The organism is Thauera sp. ZXT1-4, from assembly GCF_052598215.2.
Genome location: NZ_JBQWSN020000010.1, coordinates 55,261 through 70,133, shown reverse-complemented (window position 1 = coordinate 70,133; position 14,873 = coordinate 55,261). Strand labels below are relative to the sequence as shown.

The following is a 14,873-nucleotide window of genomic DNA, read 5'->3' as shown; positions in this document are numbered from 1 at the left end:
GTCCGCCAGTACAACGCCTTCGACGAACTCCGCGCCGGGCCTCGACATGCCGGCGTCCTCCGCGCCCGTGCCTGCGCCGGTGCCGGTGGTCGATGACGCCACCGCACAGTTCGTCGCCTGGGTGCGCGGGGCCGCGCCCTATATCCATGCTTTCCGCGGCCGCACCTTCGTCGTCGGCTTTGGCGGTGAGGTCGCGGCCGGCGCCCGGGCGCAGAGCCTCGCATACGACTGCAACCTGCTCGCCGCGCTCGGCATCCGCCTGGTACTGGTGCATGGCGCGCGTCCGCAGATCGATGTTGAGCTCGCGCGCAGGGGGCTCGAGCCCCGCTTCCACCACGGCCTGCGCGTCACCGATCCGGAGGCGCTGGAGTGCGTCAAGTCGGCCATGGCGGTGACCCGGCTCGAGGTCGAGGCGCTGCTTTCGCAAGGCCTGCCGAATACCCCGATGGCCGGCAGCTACATCCGTGTCACCGGCGGCAACTTCATCACCGCGCGCCCGGTGGGGGTGGTCGACGGGGTGGATTACCAATACACCGGCGCCGTGCGCAAGATCATCGCCGAGGAGATCAACGCCGACCTGGATCAGCAGAACGTCGTGCTGATCACGCCACTGGGTGTGTCGCCCGCGGGGGAGATCTTCAACCTTGCCATGGAGGAGGTGGCCGAGGCGGTGGCGATCGCGCTCAAGGCCGAAAAGCTTATTTACCTGTGCGATGCGCCGGGACTGCTCGATGCGCAGGGCGCGTTGATCGAGTCGGTGACGGCGGACGAGGCCGAGCGTGCATTCGAGGCGGGCGAAGGGCTCACGGAGGACATGCACCTGTTCCTGCCCTGCGCGATCCGTGCGGTGCGCAAGGGCGTGGCGCGTTGCCACCTGATCGACCACGATCTCGATGGCGGCCTGCTGCTCGAATTCTTCACCCACGCGGGCGTCGGTACGGTGGTGTCTCGAGACCCGCTGTTCCGCGTGCGCGAGGCGACCGTGGACGACGTTGCCGCGCTGGTGGCGCTGATCTCGCCGATGGAGGCCGATGGCACGCTGGTGCGGCGCGGGCGCGAACTGCTCGAGCAGGAGATCGACCGCTTCACTCTGGTCGAGCACGATGGCGTGCTTGTCGGCTGCGCGGCGCTGTATCCCTTCAGTGAGGAAAACGCGGCTGAGCTGGCCTGCCTTGCGGTCACGCCCGAGTACCGGCGCGCCGGCCTGGGCGACCAGTTGCTGAAGCGCATCGAGCGCCGCGCGCGCATGCAGCGCCTGGAGCGCCTGTTCGTGCTCACCACGCGTACTTCACACTGGTTCCGCGAGCGCGGCTTCAGCGAGATCGGCCCGGAGGCCCTGCCGCGCCAGAAGCGCGAGCTCTATAACTACCAGCGCCGCTCCAAGGTGTTCGTGAAGAGCCTTTGACCGGACGCGCTCCGCCGGATGTGCGAACGCCGGTGCGGCGGATCAAGCGGGCAGGGATGAGGTGGCCGGGATGAGGTGGCCGCGGTGAATGGGCTAGAATGCGGCCTTCACGCTTCTATGAACCCGCAAGCAGAAAGGATCGAAACATGGCACGCATGGTGAACTGCATCAAACTGGGGCGCGAGGCCGAAGGTCTGGAGCGGCCGCCGGTGCCCGGCGAACTTGGCAAGCGCATCTACGAGAGCGTTTCGCAGGAAGCCTGGCAGCAGTGGGTCAAGTACCAGACCATGCTGATCAACGAGAACCGGCTCAACCTGATGGATGCGCGTGCGCGCAAGTATCTGGCCGAGCAGATGGAAAAGCACTTCTTCGAAGGCGGTGCAGACCAGATTGCCGGCTACGTGCCCCCGCAGCCCTGAGCTTGCACGCAGCTCTGGTGCGCGCGGCGGACTTGGACAGACGAAAAGGGGGAGGGCCTCGCGGCGCCTCCCCCTTCGCTTTTTCGGCAGGTGAAGCGGGCGCTCAGGGCTTTTCGCCGAGCTGCGCCTGCGCCTTCTCGAAGCGGACATCCTCGCCGCGGGCGAGGTAGACCACGTGCTCGGCGATGTTCAGGGCGTGATCGCCGATGCGCTCGATCGACTTGGCGATGAAAAGCATTTCGAGGCTGTTCGTGATCGTGCGCGGATCTTCCATCATGTAGGTGATGAGCTGGCGCATGATGCTCTTGAAGCCGGCATCGACGTCGGCGTCCTTGCGCTTGATCGTGTCCACGCTGCTCGTGTTGGCGCGTGCGAGGGCGTCCAGCGCCAGTTGCAGCATCTCGAGCGCCATGGTGGCGCACTGCTCGAGTCCGACGCGCGGGGTGAAACTGCTCTCGGCGGTGTGCAGCCGCCGTGCCGCCTTGGCGATCTTTTTCGCCTCGTCGCCGATGCGCTCGAGATCCGACACGCTCTTGATGGCGGTCATGACCAGGCGCAGATCGCTTGCGGCGGGCTGGCGGCGGACAATGATGTGGTTGCACTCGTCGTCGAGACGGATCTGCTCGAGGTTGATCGCCTTGTCGCCGTCGATGACCTTCTCGAGCAGCACCAGGTCGCCGGTACGCAGGCCCAGGAGGGCATTCCGGGTCTGTTGTTCGACCATGCCGCCCATCTGCAGCACGCCGCGGCGGATTTCCTCGAGTTCGACGTCGAACTGCTTGTAGGTGTGTTCGGTCATTTCTGTAATCGGCCTGTTCGGGAAGCCAGCAGGCTAGCAGGGCATTGTTAAGCTTTTGTTGCGCGCAACGAGGCTGAAACCACGGTTGTGAATCCGGTGCTCAACGCTGCAGGCGTTCCACGCCCGCGGAGCCTGCCAGCACCAGCACGTCCGCGCCGCGCTCGGCGAAGAGGCCGTTGGTGACCACGCCCACGATCTGGTTGATGCGGGTTTCCGTCGCGACCGGATCCGTGATCGACAGGCCATGCACGTCCAGGATCAGGTTGCCGTTGTCGGTGACGAAGTCCGCGCGTACCTTGGGGTCGCCGCCCAGCTTGCGCAGCTCGCGCGCCACGTGGCTGCACGCCATCGGGATCACCTCGACCGGCAGCGGAAAGCGGCCGAGCACGTCGACCCGCTTGCTGGCGTCGCAGATGCACACGAAGCGCCCGGATACGGCCGCGACGATTTTCTCGCGCGTGAGCGCGCCACCTCCGCCCTTGATCATCGCGAAACCGCCATCGATCTCGTCGGCGCCGTCCACATAGACCGGCAGGTGTTCGATGCCGTTGAGATCGAACACCTCGATACCATGGGCGGCGAGGCGTTTCGAGCTCGCTTCGGAGCTGGACACCGCGCCACGGATGCGCTCGCGCATCCCGGCAAGGCCGTCGATGAAGTGATTCACCGTGGAGCCGGTACCCACGCCGACGATGCTACCCTCCACGATGTAGTCGAGTGCGGCGAGCGCGGCGGCTTTCTTGAGTTCGTCCTGGGTCATGATGTGCTGGTGTTGTGTGCGGCGCGTGGTCTGAAGGGTCAGACAAGACCGTGGAAGGGTTGAACGAGAACGGTATCTCCCGGCTGCACGTTCGTGCAGTCTTCAGGAAGGACCACGAAGCAGTCTGCTTCGGACATCGAGCGCAGGATCCCCGAGCCCTGCGCACCGGCGAGGGTTGCCGAGAGCCCGTCGCTGTCGCGGTTCAGGCAGGCACGGAGATACTCCACCCGCCCGGGCTGCTTACGCAACGCGAAGGCTGCATGTACCGGGAAACGCTCGGCGGGTGGGAGCGGATTCACCCCCATGAGCTTGAGCAGGGCATCCTGCACGAACTGGTAGAACGTCACCATCACCGCGACCGGATTGCCCGGCAGGCCGAACAGCACCGCGTTGCCGATGCGCCCGAAGGCCATGGGGCGCCCCGGCTTGATGGCCAGCTTCCAGAACGCGACCTCGCCCAGGCGGGTCATCATCTCGCGGATGAAATCTGCCTCGCCGACTGAGACGCCACCGCTCGTGATCACGACGTCCGCTGCCTGCGAGGCTTCGCGGAAGGCGGCCTCGAGCGCCTCGGGCCGGTCGGGTACGACGCCGAGATCGAGCAGGTCGCAACCGAGCCGCGAGAGCGTGCCATGGAGCGTGTAGCGGTTGCTGTCATAGACCTGACCGGGGCCGAGCGCCTGGCCGATGGAAGCGATCTCGTCTCCGGTCGACAGGATCGCGACGCGCAGACGTCGGTGCACGCAGACCTCCGCGATGCCGAGCGATGCGATCAGGCCGAGCTCCGCCGGGCCGCAGCGCTTGCCTGCGGCAACGGCCACGCCGCCCTCGGCGAGGTCTTCACCCGCGCGGCGCAGGTTCTGTCCGGGTTTCTGGCCGGCTGGAATGCAGACCTTGTCATGCTCGCGACGCGCCACTTCCTGCATGACGATCGTGTCCGCGCCTTGCGGGATGCTTGCGCCGGTCATGATGCGCACCGCCTGGCGGTGGCCTACGATGCCCGAAAAGGGCCGTCCGGCATAGGCGGTACCGACCACGTCGAGCAGGGTCTCCGCCCCCGCAGCGAGGTCGGTCGCGCGCACCGCGTAACCGTCCATGGCGGAATTGTCGTGTGCAGGGACGTTGTAGGGCGCGATCACGTCCTCGGCCAGCACGCGCCCGAGCGCGGCGCGCACGGTCACCCGCTCGCGCCCGCCGACCGGGGTCAGCGCTGCCAGGATGGTGCGCCGGGCGTCCTCGACGCTGAGGAAATTGCGGCTCGGGTAGCTGCCTGCGGGGGCTGAAGTCATGCTTCGGATTCCGGGTAGGGGGGGCTTGCTCCGCATCTCGGTGGGTCCCTGTTCGCGCGATTACAGCGCGCCGTAGGAGTGCAGGCCGGTGAGGAACATGTTGACGCCGACGAAGGCGAAGGTGGTCACGAACAGACCCACGACCGCCCACCAGGCCAGCACCGCGCCACGCAGGCCCTTGGTCAGGCGCATGTGTAGCCAGGTCGCGTAGTTCAGCCATACGATCAACGCCCAGGTTTCCTTCGGGTCCCACTGCCAGTAGGTGCCCCAGGCTTCGGCGGCCCAGAGCGCGCCCAGGATGGTGGCGATGGTGAAGAATGCGAAGCCGATCGCGATCGCCTTGTACATCACGTCCTCGAGCACGCGCAGTGCCGGCAGCCGGCTGGCGAGGAGGCCGCGCTCGGCGAGCAGGTAGGCCGTGCCGACCATCGCCGCGACCGCGAACGCGCCGTAACCGATGAAGTTGGTCGGCACGTGCACCTTCATCCAGTACGACTGCAATGCGGGGATCAGCGGCTGGATCTCGTGCGCCTCTCGGGTGAAGGTGTACCAGAGCAGGAACGCAACCGCGGCGGAGAGGACGATCATCACGAAGGCGCCCATGCGCCGCGTTGCATAGCGGCCCTCATAGTAGAGGTAGAGCAGGGCGGTCATCAGCGTGAAGAGGACGAACACTTCGTACAGGTTGCTGATCGGAATATGGCCGATCTCGGGTCCGAGCAGGTAGGACTCGTACCAGCGCACAAACAGACCCACGGTGCCCATGACTGCGGCGATCCAGGTCAGCGTGGAGCCAGTGCGCTCACCGAAGTCCGAGCGCGCGAGCAGACCGATCCAGTAGGCACCCGTGGCGATGAAGATGAGCGCGCTCATCCACATGATCGCGGTCTGGCTGGAGATCAGGTACTTGAGGAAGAAGGTCTGCTCGGCGCGCGCCAGATCGCCCTGATAGAGCGCAATGCTCGCCAGCGACAGCACCGCCACGGCGGCGAGGAAGCTGCGGAAGGGCTTCCAGTACCAGCCGATCGCGGCCAGCACCGGTACATGCAGGATCAGCACGATGTCGTCGTAGACGTCCATCGCGTGCTGGTAATGGACCAGTGCGATGACCGCTCCGGCCACCAGCGCCAGTGCGTATAGCCAGTCGAAGAGATCAAGTTGGCGCAGCCAGTGTTTTGGCGCGCGCTGCGCTGGTGGCACAGAAGCGGCAGCGGCGGGGTGAGAGGGGGCTGCGGGGGAGGGACGTGCGATATCCATCATGCACCTTTGACCGATTCGGGAACGGGGGCGGGCGGAGCCGCGCGCAGGGCGGCAGCGAGGCCTTCCACGTGGCGCTGGAAGGTTTCGTCGACGTCCAGTGCCTTGCGATTGGAGGACATGGCGACGAGGATTTCGTTCGCCTTCACCAGTACGAAGAAGCGGCGTTCGCGGATGTAGAGCATGGCGAACACGCCCAGCACGAGTAGCAGCGAACCAATATAGACCAGCGGCTGACCGGGGGAGCGCGTTGCCTGCAGCACGGTCGCGAGCCGCTCCTCGAAGCTGTCCAGCTGGAGGTAGGCCGGCGAGCCGTAGAACAGGCTGTCCGAGATCGCAGCGATGCTGTCGTTGACGTAAGTGGCGCGCGCGGGGCTCACTTCCGCGGCGTCCAGGCCAGCGTCCGCGCGGACCTGCATCCAGGCCTCCCACGCTGCGCCCTGCAGTACGCGCACCAGCACATCGGCGGCCTGGCCACGCTCGGCCTCGGGGACGGTGCGTTCGATGAAGGCGCCCAGGGTCTCGTAGCCGCGCTCGGCGAAAAGCTCCAGCGTCTGGACCGCGCTTTGCGCGAGCGGCGCGCGCATGGCTTCGGCGTTCTGTCCGCCGGCAAAGGTGCGGGCGGCGAAGCGCTGCGCCAGCTGCGCGCGCTGGGTCGGGTCGAGCAGCAGGTTGCGTACCGCGAACCAGGTGTCGACGCTGCCGGCCTCGTCGAGCGGGATGCGCATGTAACGGAAGCTGTCGGCCTGGCTGTCGCGCAGGCCGGTATACAGGAACCAGCGCCCGTCCTGCTCGATCGGCAGCATGTAGTTGTGGAACTCCCGCGCCTGCCCGGCTTCGTCGCGCAGCCGGTAGGTGAAACTCGGGCCGACGTTACGCATGTCGCGCGGGCTGACGGTCCGGGCCCCACTACCGAGGTGCTGCTCGAGCCTGGCCAAGCCCTTGGCCGACTGCACGTCCGCACCTTCACCGGTCGCGAGATCCTCGACGTTGAAGGCCTTGAAGTCGATGAATTCCAGGGTGTAGCGGAACGCTTCGTCGTGGAACGGGAGGTTCTCGCCGACCGCGCCCTCGAGTTCCGTCAGCACGCCGGCACGCCCCGGCAGCAGGCTCCTGGCCACGAGCCGGAGCCGGGAGCCGCCGTCCTCGAAGCTCGACTGATAGAGGGTAATGCCCTGCAGTGTGAGCGGCTTGTTCACCTCGATCGTGTGTGCGGTGGATTCGCCGCTCATGCGGTTGGCCACAACGATGTCGCTGGCGAAGCGCTTTGGCATGCCATTCTCGTAATGGTCGATGTGGAAGCGCTCGAGTGTGATGTTGAAGGGCAGTTCCTGCAGCAGGATCCCGTCGCCGGCGCGCAGCACGGCGAAGGTGGTGGTGCGCCCCTCGGGGATGTAGACGTCGCCTCGGAAGCTGGGGTTGTCGAGGTCGAGGCGTGCCGATTCGGGGATGTCCGCGATCAGCTGGTTGGCTGCGGTGGGCTGCTTGTCGCCCAGCCAGGTCGTAACGCGCAGGGGGAGGTCGCCGTCGAGCAGGCCGCCGACGCAGATCAGTACGATCGCGCCATGGGCGAAGAAGTAGCCGACGCGGCCGATGCTGCCTTGCTTCGCGGCGATCAGCGCACCGTCGCTGCGCGCGTTGCTGCGGCTGTTGAAGCGGTGCTGGCGCAGGTATTCCTCGATACGTGTCTGCGCCTCGGGCAAGTCCAGCGTTGCACTCAGGCTGGCGCGGTGGGCGAACTGGCGCAACGAGGCTTCGCGCGCATGTTCGCGGAAGCTGCGTATCTCGCGCAGCATGGGCGCGGTCTGGCGCACGATGCACAGCGAGGTCGACAGCACCAGGAAGGCCAGGATGACGATGAACCAGCCGGCGTTATAGACCGAATACAGGCCGAGCTTTTCGAAGACGGGAAACCAGAACGGACCGAACTGGTTGAGATAGGCGTTCAGTGGGTCGTTCTGTTTGACGACCGTGCCGATCACCGAGGCGATCGACAGGATCGTCAGCAGGGCGATGGCGAATCGCATCGAGCTCAGGAGCTCGAAGAGGGCGCGCGCGGTGCCGCGTTGCATCCGGACCTCGGTGAGAAGGGTCGGGTGAGCGGCGGCTGGGGCGACGCGCGAACGCGGCGTTCGAGGCGGGCTGCCGCCTCACCGGACCGGCAGGGCGGGGCGGCGGGTGCCGCCCCCGGGTGTTGCGGGTGCGCTGAAGTTCAGCGCAGGCCGGCAGCGTAGTCGGAGACGGCCTTGATCTCGGGATCGGTCATCTTGATCGCGATTGCACGCATCATGTTGTTCGGGTCGTTTGCGCGCACGTTGTCGCGGAAGGCCTTCATCTGCGCATCGAGATACTCGGCGAACTGACCCGACAGGCGCGGATACTGCGCCGGCATGCCGGAACCGGCGGGGCCGTGACAGGCGGCACAGGCGGGGACGCCCTTCTCGGGGATGCCGGCGCGCCAGATGTGCTGCCCGAGTTCGATCGTCTCGAGGTTCTGCGCCGCTTCCGGCTGAAGTTCGAAGCCGGCGAAGTACTGGGCGAGGCCGCGCATGTCAGCTTCTTCCAGGCCGGCCACCATCGCGCCCATGATCGCGTTCTCACGCACCGGCGGGTTGCCGTTCCAGCTCTTGAATTCGCGCAACTGCTTGAAGAGGTAGTCTTCGTGCTGGCCGGCGATCTTCGGGTTTGCCGGAAGTGCGCTGTTGCCATCGATGTTGTGGCAGGCAGCACAGACGGTCTCGGCGGTCTGTTTTGCCTTGGCGAGGTCCGGAGCCTGGTCCTGGGCCTGAAGGCTGCCGGCAAGCAGCAGCAGCGACGAGAGCAGCAGGGAACGCTTGATCATGATGTCCTCGGAAAGCCGTGAGTGAATGTTTCAAACGCGGTATTCTAATACAGGAAAGCCTGATTGCGCGATGCGATGGAGGCTTTCTTCCATAGCCAACCGCCTTTTCGCCCCTTCCTAGATGCCTTTGTTCCGCAACGCACAATTCGAGATATCGATCGCCAAGCCCTCCGGCTTGCCGCCACCGTCCGGCCCGGAAATCGCCTTCGCGGGGCGCTCGAACGCCGGCAAGTCGAGCGCGATCAACACGCTCGCTGGTCATGTGCGACTTGCCTTCGTCTCCAAGACGCCGGGGCGCACCCAGCTTCTCAACTTCTTCCGGCTCAACAGCGGCGCGCTGCTTGTTGACCTGCCCGGCTACGGCTACGCGGCGGTGCCCGAGAAGGTTCGCCGCGAATGGGCAGGCCTGATCGAAACCTACCTGAAGAAGCGTGAGAGCCTGATCGGATTGGTGCTGATCATGGATTCGCGCCATCCGCTCACCCCGCTCGACCGGCAGATGATCGATTGGTTCGCGGTGTCCCGGCGTCCCATTCATGTTCTGCTCACCAAAAGTGACAAGCTCTCGCGCGGAGCGGCTGCGGCGGTCCTGCAGGAGGTACGCCGCGCGCTCGCGCCGCTGGGTCCGCAGGTTACGGTGCAGCTGTTTTCCAGCCTGAAGAAGAGCGGCGTGGAGGAGGCCGAGAAAGTGATCGGCGGGTGGCTCCTGGGCGACCTGCAGCCAGCGCCCGACGACTCCGGGGGTGAGGCCGATGCGGGTGACGCCTGCGTGCCGGCCGAGGGCCTGGAACAAACAAAAGCCCCCGACCAGGGGACATAGTCGGGGGCCAAAAATGCCTCACCGGGCGTGAGGCACCCGCTCAGGGAGGTGAAGCGGGAGATGGCCGGCGCGCGGCGCCGGACACCATCTGCTTGCTAAGATGGAGACTCTTGCGCGAAGTTCCGTGTTTTTTGCATTCGCGGTCTTCGCACCCGGTTCCCGGGCGCCCTTGCGTCGCGACACGGCGGGGCTGCGGTCGGACCGGACCCGACCCATGATTTGAGAGAGAACACGATGCGACCCACTGGAGCGTTTCCCTCCACCCGCATGCGCCGCATGCGCCGCGACGAGTTTTCGCGCCGTCTGATGCGTGAGAACGTGCTTACGAGCAATGACCTGATCTACCCGGTGTTCGTGCTCGATGGCAGCGCACGCACCGAGGGTGTGCCTTCCATGCCGGGCGTCGAGCGCGTTTCGATCGACAATCTCCTGCGCGTGGCCGACCAGGCGCTGGCGCTCGGCGTGCCGGCGCTGGCGCTGTTCCCGGTGATCGACGCTGCCGGCAAGACCGACGGTGCCGAGGAGGCCTGGAACCCCGAGGGCCTGGTGCCGCGGACCGTGCAGGCGCTCAAGGCGCGCTTCCCTGAGCTTGGCGTGATCACCGATGTCGCGCTCGATCCCTACACCAGCCATGGACAGGACGGCCTCATCGATCCGGCCGATCCGCGTGGCTACGTGATGAACGACGAGACGCTCGAGGCGCTCGCCAAGCAGGCGTTGTGCCACGCGCAGGCTGGCGCCGACGTGGTTGCCCCCTCGGACATGATGGATGGCCGCATCGGCCGCATCCGTGCCGAACTCGACGCGGGCGGGCACATTCATACACGCATCCTGGCCTACTCCGCCAAGTACGCTTCCAGTTTCTACGGCCCCTTCCGCGATGCCGTCGGTTCGGCCGGGAACCTGGGCAAGGGCAACAAGCACACCTATCAGATGGACCCGGCCAACAGCGACGAGGCGATCCGTGAAGTCGCGCTCGACATCGCCGAGGGCGCGGACATGTTCATGGTCAAGCCGGGCATGCCGTATCTGGACATCGTGCGGCGAGTGAAGCGCGAGCTAGAGGTGCCGACCTACGTCTATCAGGTGAGCGGCGAATACGCCATGCTCAAGGCGGCTGCAGCCAATGGCTGGCTTGACGAGCGTGCCTGCGCGATGGAAGCGCTGCTCTCGTTCAAGCGTGCCGGCGCCGATGGCATCCTGACCTACTATGCGCTCGATGCCGCACGCTGGCTCAAGGATGGCGACTGAGGTCGGCTCGTCGGGCCACGACCTCAGTCGCGGCACCGCCAGCACGCGCGCGCTGACCGCCGCCGACCTGGATGCGGTACTCGCCGTGCAGCGGGCTGCGTATGGCGACGCCTATCAGGAGTCTGCTTCCGTGCTGGCGCGCAAGCTTGCCCTTGCGCCTGAGGCGTGTTGGATTGCCGAGCTGGACGGGCGCGGCGTCGGCTATGTGCTCGCGCACCCGTGGGCAGGCATCGCGCCGCCCGCGCTGCATGCCGAACTCCCGCGCTTGCCCGAAGGGGAGCGGCTCGCCTTCCTGCATGATCTGGCGGTGTCTCCTGAGGCCCGTGGCGCGGGCGTGGCAGCCGCCCTGCTCGATCGCGTGCGCGACTGGTGTGCGCGTGCGGGCCTGCGGCGCATGGTACTGGTCGCGCTGGAAGACGCCGTCGCCTTCTGGCAGCGGCACGATTTCGTGCCGATCGACCAGCCGGTGCCATTGGGCTACGGCGATGGCGCCCGCCTGATGGCGGCCCGTCAGCCGAGCAGCCGCCCAAGCTGACGCTGCAGCGAGAGGATGTTCGGAATGCGCAGGTCGACGTAGGACGGCGTGCGCAGTCCTCCACCCACCAGTACGGTGCGCATGCCCAGGCGCTTGGCGGTGCGCAGGTTGACCACGGAATCCTCCAGCATGATGCACTGTGTTCCACGCAGGCGCTGGCGGTGCAGCAGGGTCCGGTAGGCGCGGATGCCGGGCTTGGGTTGGTAGCCCAGGTCCTCGATGCCGATCACGTCCTCGAACAGGCGGTGAATGCCCATGATGCGCAACACGGCCTCGGCATAGTGGCGCGGCGCGTTCGAGAACACGATCTTGCGCCCGGGCAGATGGCGGAGCATGCCGCGCAGCGCACGCTCGAACACCATCATCTCGTGCAGGCGGTCGAAGCGGTGCGTCTCGACCAGGAAGTGATCGGGGTCGGTGCCATGGTGCCGCATCAGTCCGAGCATGGTGGCGCCGTAGCGGTGCCAGTACTGGTTGCGCAGCGCGTTGGCATCGTCGGGCGCCAGACCCAGGTGCTGCTCCAGGTAGCGCGTCATGCTGCGGTTGATGTGCGGGAAGATGTGCGGGCTGGCGTTGTGCAGCGTATTGTCGAGGTCGAACAGCCAGACGGGTTGGGTGGGCATCTTCGTCCTTGGTGCAGGGGCGGTAATGTCAGCGAGCCGTGCGGCGGGGTTCGAAGCGCACGACGCTGCGCCCGTCCTCGGTCGTCCTCGGGGGGGCCTTCCAGGCGTGGCCCTGGATGATCTCGAAGGTGGCAGGCAGGCGGCCGTCGTGGCGCAGGCGTTCGTAGCTGGCGCGTGCCTCGGCCCATTCCCTGCGCCCGGACAGGCCGCGTGGACGTCCATCGGCCGCGTTGGCGCCTCCGCTGGCGCGTAGATCGGCCATCAGGCCGTCGAGGTCGGCGTAGGTCAGGGTCAGGATCTCCATGTCCATCACCGGGTCGGAAAACCCGGCCTCGATCAGCGTGTCGCCCAGGTCATGCATGTCGATGAAGCGGTGCACGCGATCGCCCCTTCGTGCGGGCAGCGCTGCCCGCAGCTCGCGTAGCGTGTCCGGGCCGAAGGTGGTGAACATGAACAGGCCGCCCACCTCCAGCGTGCGATGTACTTCGCGGAATACCGGAGAAGGATCGTCGAGCGCGGGAAGCATGAGGTTGGACCACACCAGACCGAGGCTGGCGCGGGCAATCGGGAGCTTGCGGGCGTCCGCAAGCAGGTGCGGCAGGGCTGGAGGGGGGCCGAGCAGGCGTCGCAGCAGTCCGCCGCGTCCGGCCGTCGGTCGCACACGGGCGCCCGCGCGATCGAGCATGGCGGGCGCGAAGTCGGCTGCGAGCAGCAGCGCGTCGGGGAAGCGCTCCGCAAGGCGCGGCAGGTCTGCGCCGGTGCCGCAGCCCAGGTCCAGGACGCGGCGAGGCTCGACGCGGATGTAGTCCAGGCGCTCGTCCATGCGCCGTGCCACTTCGCGCATCAGGGGGCCGGAGTCGTCGCTGCTGGCGGCGGCGCGCTCGAAGCGGCGCCGCAGCAGGTGATGGTCCAGCGCGAACGCGCTGCTCGAGTCGGCGCTGGAGGTGGGCATGGGCTGGTCGCTCAAATCGCGCGCAGGCCCAGTCGTTCGAACAGGCGGTCGTCGCGGTCGGCGTCGGGGTTGTCGGTGGTGAGCAGGCGCTCGCCGTAGAACATGGAGTTTGCACCGGCCATGAAGCACAGCGCCTGAAGTTCGTCGCTCATCTCCTGCCGGCCGGCCGAAAGACGGACGAAGCTTGCCGGCATCGTGATGCGGGCAGCGGCGATGGTGCGGACGAACTCGAAGGGGTCGAGGGCTTCGGCCTCGGCGAGGGGGGTTCCCGGAATCGCCACCAGGTTGTTGATGGGCACGGACTCCGGGGGCTTGGGCAGGTTGGCGAGCTGGGCGATCAGTGCGGCTCGCTGGAGCCGCGATTCGCCCATGCCGATGATGCCGCCGCTGCAAACATTGATGCCGGCCGAACGTACGCGCTCGAGCGTGTCCAGGCGGTCCTGCATGGTGTGCGTGGTGATCACGCGGCCATAGAACTCGGGCGCGGTGTCGATGTTGTGGTTGTAGTAGTCGAGCCCGGCCTGGGCGAGCTGCTCGGCCTGGCCATCCCTCAGCATGCCCAGGGTCACGCAGGTCTGCAGGCCGAGTGCCTTGACTTCGCGCACCATCTCCACCACCGGCTCCAGATCCCGGTCCTTCGGGCCACGCCAGGCTGCACCCATGCAGAAGCGCGTTGCACCGCGGGCCTTTGCCGCGCGTGCCTTGTCGAGCACCTCGTCGATCGGCATCAGCTGCTCGGGCTCGAGGCCCGTGTGGTGGCGCTTGGACTGGGAGCAGTAACCGCAGTCTTCCGAGCAGCCGCCGGTCTTGATCGAGAGCAGGGTCGAGCGCTGGATCGCGCTGGCGTCGAAATGCGCACGGTGGACCTGCTGGGCACGGAACACCAGATCGAAGAAGGGCAGGTCGAAGAGCGCCTCGACCTCGGCGACGGCCCAGCGTTTCCGGTCGGCCGGCTCGGCCCGGCGGGGTTCATCGATGCGCTGGAGGATGGCGGAATGCGTTGTCATTTCTGGCCCGTCAGGCTGTAATTATGGAGGCCCGCATGTTCTTCCAAGGACGGAAACCTTGTCAAATTCAACACACGCGCTGCGCGCGCTCTGGCTGCAGGTCGTCGATCTGCTCGCGCCTCAGGACTGCTTCCTGTGCGGGGTGCGCACCGAGGGCATGGCCCTTTGCGCCGCGTGCAATGCGGGTCTGCCGCGCCGGCCTGATTCAGCCTGTCCGTGCTGCGGCCTACCCGGACTGAACGGGGGTGTGTGTGGTGCCTGCGCCCGCGAGACGCCTGCCTTCGATGCAACCCTGGCGGTGTTCGAGTTCGCCTTTCCGGTGGATGTCATGGTGCATGCGCTGAAATACCAGCGTCGCCTGGCGCTGGCCGAGTTTTTCGGGCAGGCGCTGCTTGAGCGTGGTGCGGGTTTTGTCGAGGGTGCGGACCTGCTCGTTCCGATGCCGCTGCATCCGCGCCGACTGGCCGAGCGCGGCTTCAATCAGGCGGTTGAGGTCGCCCGGCCGGTGGCGCGTGCGTGTGGTTTGCCGCTCGGACTGGCCGTGGTGAACAAACTGCGCGACCTCCCGCCGCAGGCGGGGCTCGATCGCGAGGCTCGACTGCGCAGTCCGCGCGGCGCTTTCGGGGGCAGCACGTCCCTGGCGGGGCAGCGCGTGATCGTGGTCGATGACGTGATGACCACCGGCGCCACGCTGGATGAACTGGCGCGCTGTCTCAAGCGCCAAGGGGCGAGCTGGGTGGGCAACCTGGTCGTCGCCCGCACGCTGACGCCCGGCTGAAAGGTGCATCCCGCGCCTCGCCTGTGCTGGTCTTTTCTGGTCGGGGCACGATGCGCTCGATGCTGCGTGGCGTTAGACTCCCGTCCAGCATTTCGCGTCCAGCGTCTGTTACGAAGCCGGGTGCGTATCCATGATC

General features: G+C 66.8%; 15 protein-coding genes. 6 read left to right on the top strand and 9 right to left on the bottom strand.

What is annotated here, in order from left to right; all coding sequences use genetic code 11:
* Positions 1–46 precede the first annotated feature (46 nt).
* Both argA and ACUH78_RS09915 read left to right on the top strand, forming a co-directional pair.
* Positions 47–1,405 (top strand): amino-acid N-acetyltransferase, encoded by a 1,359-nt coding sequence (argA, locus tag ACUH78_RS09920; RefSeq protein WP_418365002.1) that lies wholly within the window; start codon positions 47–49, stop codon positions 1,403–1,405.
* Between the two features lie 146 nt (positions 1,406–1,551).
* On the top strand, positions 1,552–1,824 hold the full coding sequence (locus ACUH78_RS09915) for an oxidative damage protection protein (protein WP_418364937.1): 273 nt from the start codon (positions 1,552–1,554) through the stop codon (positions 1,822–1,824).
* Between the two features lie 103 nt (positions 1,825–1,927).
* Here ACUH78_RS09915 and phoU read toward each other — a convergent pair whose 3' ends face one another.
* The 6 genes from phoU to ACUH78_RS09885 all read right to left on the bottom strand — a co-directional run bounded on the left by phoU (position 1,928) and on the right by ACUH78_RS09885 (position 8,771).
* Positions 1,928–2,623, bottom strand: a complete 696-nt coding sequence (phoU, locus tag ACUH78_RS09910; RefSeq protein ID WP_418364938.1) for a phosphate signaling complex protein PhoU — start codon at positions 2,621–2,623, stop codon at positions 1,928–1,930.
* Between the two features lie 100 nt (positions 2,624–2,723).
* Complete coding sequence (rpiA, locus tag ACUH78_RS09905) at positions 2,724–3,383, bottom strand: ribose-5-phosphate isomerase RpiA (RefSeq protein ID WP_418364939.1); 660 nt, start codon at positions 3,381–3,383, stop codon at positions 2,724–2,726.
* Positions 3,384–3,421: 38 nt separating this feature from the next.
* Positions 3,422–4,672 (bottom strand): molybdopterin molybdotransferase MoeA, encoded by a 1,251-nt coding sequence (gene moeA / locus ACUH78_RS09900; RefSeq protein ID WP_418364940.1) that lies wholly within the window; start codon positions 4,670–4,672, stop codon positions 3,422–3,424.
* A gap of 60 nt (positions 4,673–4,732) precedes the next feature.
* Positions 4,733–5,932 carry a c-type cytochrome biogenesis protein CcsB gene (ccsB, locus tag ACUH78_RS09895; RefSeq protein WP_418364941.1) on the bottom strand — a complete coding sequence of 400 codons (1,200 nt, stop codon included), beginning with the start codon at positions 5,930–5,932 and terminating at the stop codon, positions 4,733–4,735.
* Positions 5,929–8,001, bottom strand: a complete 2,073-nt coding sequence (locus tag ACUH78_RS09890) for a cytochrome c biogenesis protein ResB (protein ID WP_418364942.1) — start codon at positions 7,999–8,001, stop codon at positions 5,929–5,931. The genes ccsB and ACUH78_RS09890 overlap by 4 nt, the downstream gene beginning before the upstream one ends.
* 140 nt (positions 8,002–8,141) lie before the next feature.
* Positions 8,142–8,771, bottom strand: coding sequence for a c-type cytochrome (locus ACUH78_RS09885; protein WP_418364943.1), 630 nt, complete (start codon positions 8,769–8,771; stop codon positions 8,142–8,144).
* A gap of 121 nt (positions 8,772–8,892) precedes the next feature.
* On the opposite strand from ACUH78_RS09885, the gene yihA reads away from it, so the two are divergent.
* The 3 genes from yihA (at position 8,893) to ACUH78_RS09870 (ending at position 11,377) form a co-directional block, all read left to right on the top strand.
* Positions 8,893–9,591: a ribosome biogenesis GTP-binding protein YihA/YsxC gene (gene yihA, locus ACUH78_RS09880; RefSeq protein WP_418364944.1), complete on the top strand. Its 699-nt coding sequence runs from the start codon at positions 8,893–8,895 to the stop codon at positions 9,589–9,591.
* Between the two features lie 234 nt (positions 9,592–9,825).
* A complete protein-coding gene (hemB, locus tag ACUH78_RS09875) occupies positions 9,826–10,842 on the top strand; it encodes a porphobilinogen synthase (RefSeq protein ID WP_445333372.1) in 1,017 nt (338 codons plus the stop codon).
* Positions 10,832–11,377 carry a GNAT family N-acetyltransferase gene (locus ACUH78_RS09870; RefSeq protein WP_445333371.1) on the top strand — a complete coding sequence of 182 codons (546 nt, stop codon included), beginning with the start codon at positions 10,832–10,834 and terminating at the stop codon, positions 11,375–11,377. Before hemB ends, ACUH78_RS09870 begins: the two co-directional genes overlap by 11 nt.
* Here the strand turns inward: ACUH78_RS09870 and ACUH78_RS09865 are convergent.
* The 3 genes from ACUH78_RS09865 to bioB are packed head-to-tail and all read right to left on the bottom strand — an operon-like array spanning position 11,353 to position 13,959.
* A complete protein-coding gene (locus ACUH78_RS09865; protein ID WP_435749664.1) occupies positions 11,353–12,000 on the bottom strand; it encodes a pyrimidine 5'-nucleotidase in 648 nt (215 codons plus the stop codon). The two genes, ACUH78_RS09870 and ACUH78_RS09865, sit on opposite strands and share 25 nt — an antisense overlap.
* Before the next feature lie 28 nt (positions 12,001–12,028).
* Positions 12,029–12,952 carry a methyltransferase domain-containing protein gene (locus tag ACUH78_RS09860; protein WP_445333370.1) on the bottom strand — a complete coding sequence of 308 codons (924 nt, stop codon included), beginning with the start codon at positions 12,950–12,952 and terminating at the stop codon, positions 12,029–12,031.
* 11 nt (positions 12,953–12,963) lie between these two features.
* Positions 12,964–13,959 (bottom strand): biotin synthase BioB, encoded by a 996-nt coding sequence (gene bioB / locus ACUH78_RS09855; protein WP_445333369.1) that lies wholly within the window; start codon positions 13,957–13,959, stop codon positions 12,964–12,966.
* Between the two features lie 58 nt (positions 13,960–14,017).
* On the opposite strand from bioB, the gene ACUH78_RS09850 reads away from it, so the two are divergent.
* Complete coding sequence (locus ACUH78_RS09850; RefSeq protein ID WP_445333368.1) at positions 14,018–14,737, top strand: ComF family protein; 720 nt, start codon at positions 14,018–14,020, stop codon at positions 14,735–14,737.
* Positions 14,738–14,873: the final 136 nt, after the last annotated feature.

Coding starts and splice junctions, on each gene's coding strand:
- phoU (WP_418364938.1), bottom strand. CDS start 2,623: ATGACCGAACACACCTACAAGCAGTTCGACGTCGAACTCGAGGAAATC.
- ACUH78_RS09860 (WP_445333370.1), bottom strand. CDS start 12,952: ATGCCCACCTCCAGCGCCGACTCGAGCAGCGCGTTCGCGCTGGACCAT.
- ccsB (WP_418364941.1), bottom strand. CDS start 5,932: ATGATGGATATCGCACGTCCCTCCCCCGCAGCCCCCTCTCACCCCGCC.
- hemB (WP_445333372.1), top strand. CDS start 9,826: ATGCGACCCACTGGAGCGTTTCCCTCCACCCGCATGCGCCGCATGCGC.
- ACUH78_RS09890 (WP_418364942.1), bottom strand. CDS start 8,001: ATGCAACGCGGCACCGCGCGCGCCCTCTTCGAGCTCCTGAGCTCGATG.
- yihA (WP_418364944.1), top strand. CDS start 8,893: ATGCCTTTGTTCCGCAACGCACAATTCGAGATATCGATCGCCAAGCCC.
- argA (WP_418365002.1), top strand. CDS start 47: ATGCCGGCGTCCTCCGCGCCCGTGCCTGCGCCGGTGCCGGTGGTCGAT.
- ACUH78_RS09885 (WP_418364943.1), bottom strand. CDS start 8,771: ATGATCAAGCGTTCCCTGCTGCTCTCGTCGCTGCTGCTGCTTGCCGGC.
- ACUH78_RS09870 (WP_445333371.1), top strand. CDS start 10,832: ATGGCGACTGAGGTCGGCTCGTCGGGCCACGACCTCAGTCGCGGCACC.
- rpiA (WP_418364939.1), bottom strand. CDS start 3,383: ATGACCCAGGACGAACTCAAGAAAGCCGCCGCGCTCGCCGCACTCGAC.
- ACUH78_RS09915 (WP_418364937.1), top strand. CDS start 1,552: ATGGCACGCATGGTGAACTGCATCAAACTGGGGCGCGAGGCCGAAGGT.
- ACUH78_RS09865 (WP_435749664.1), bottom strand. CDS start 12,000: ATGCCCACCCAACCCGTCTGGCTGTTCGACCTCGACAATACGCTGCAC.
- moeA (WP_418364940.1), bottom strand. CDS start 4,672: ATGACTTCAGCCCCCGCAGGCAGCTACCCGAGCCGCAATTTCCTCAGC.
- bioB (WP_445333369.1), bottom strand. CDS start 13,959: ATGACAACGCATTCCGCCATCCTCCAGCGCATCGATGAACCCCGCCGG.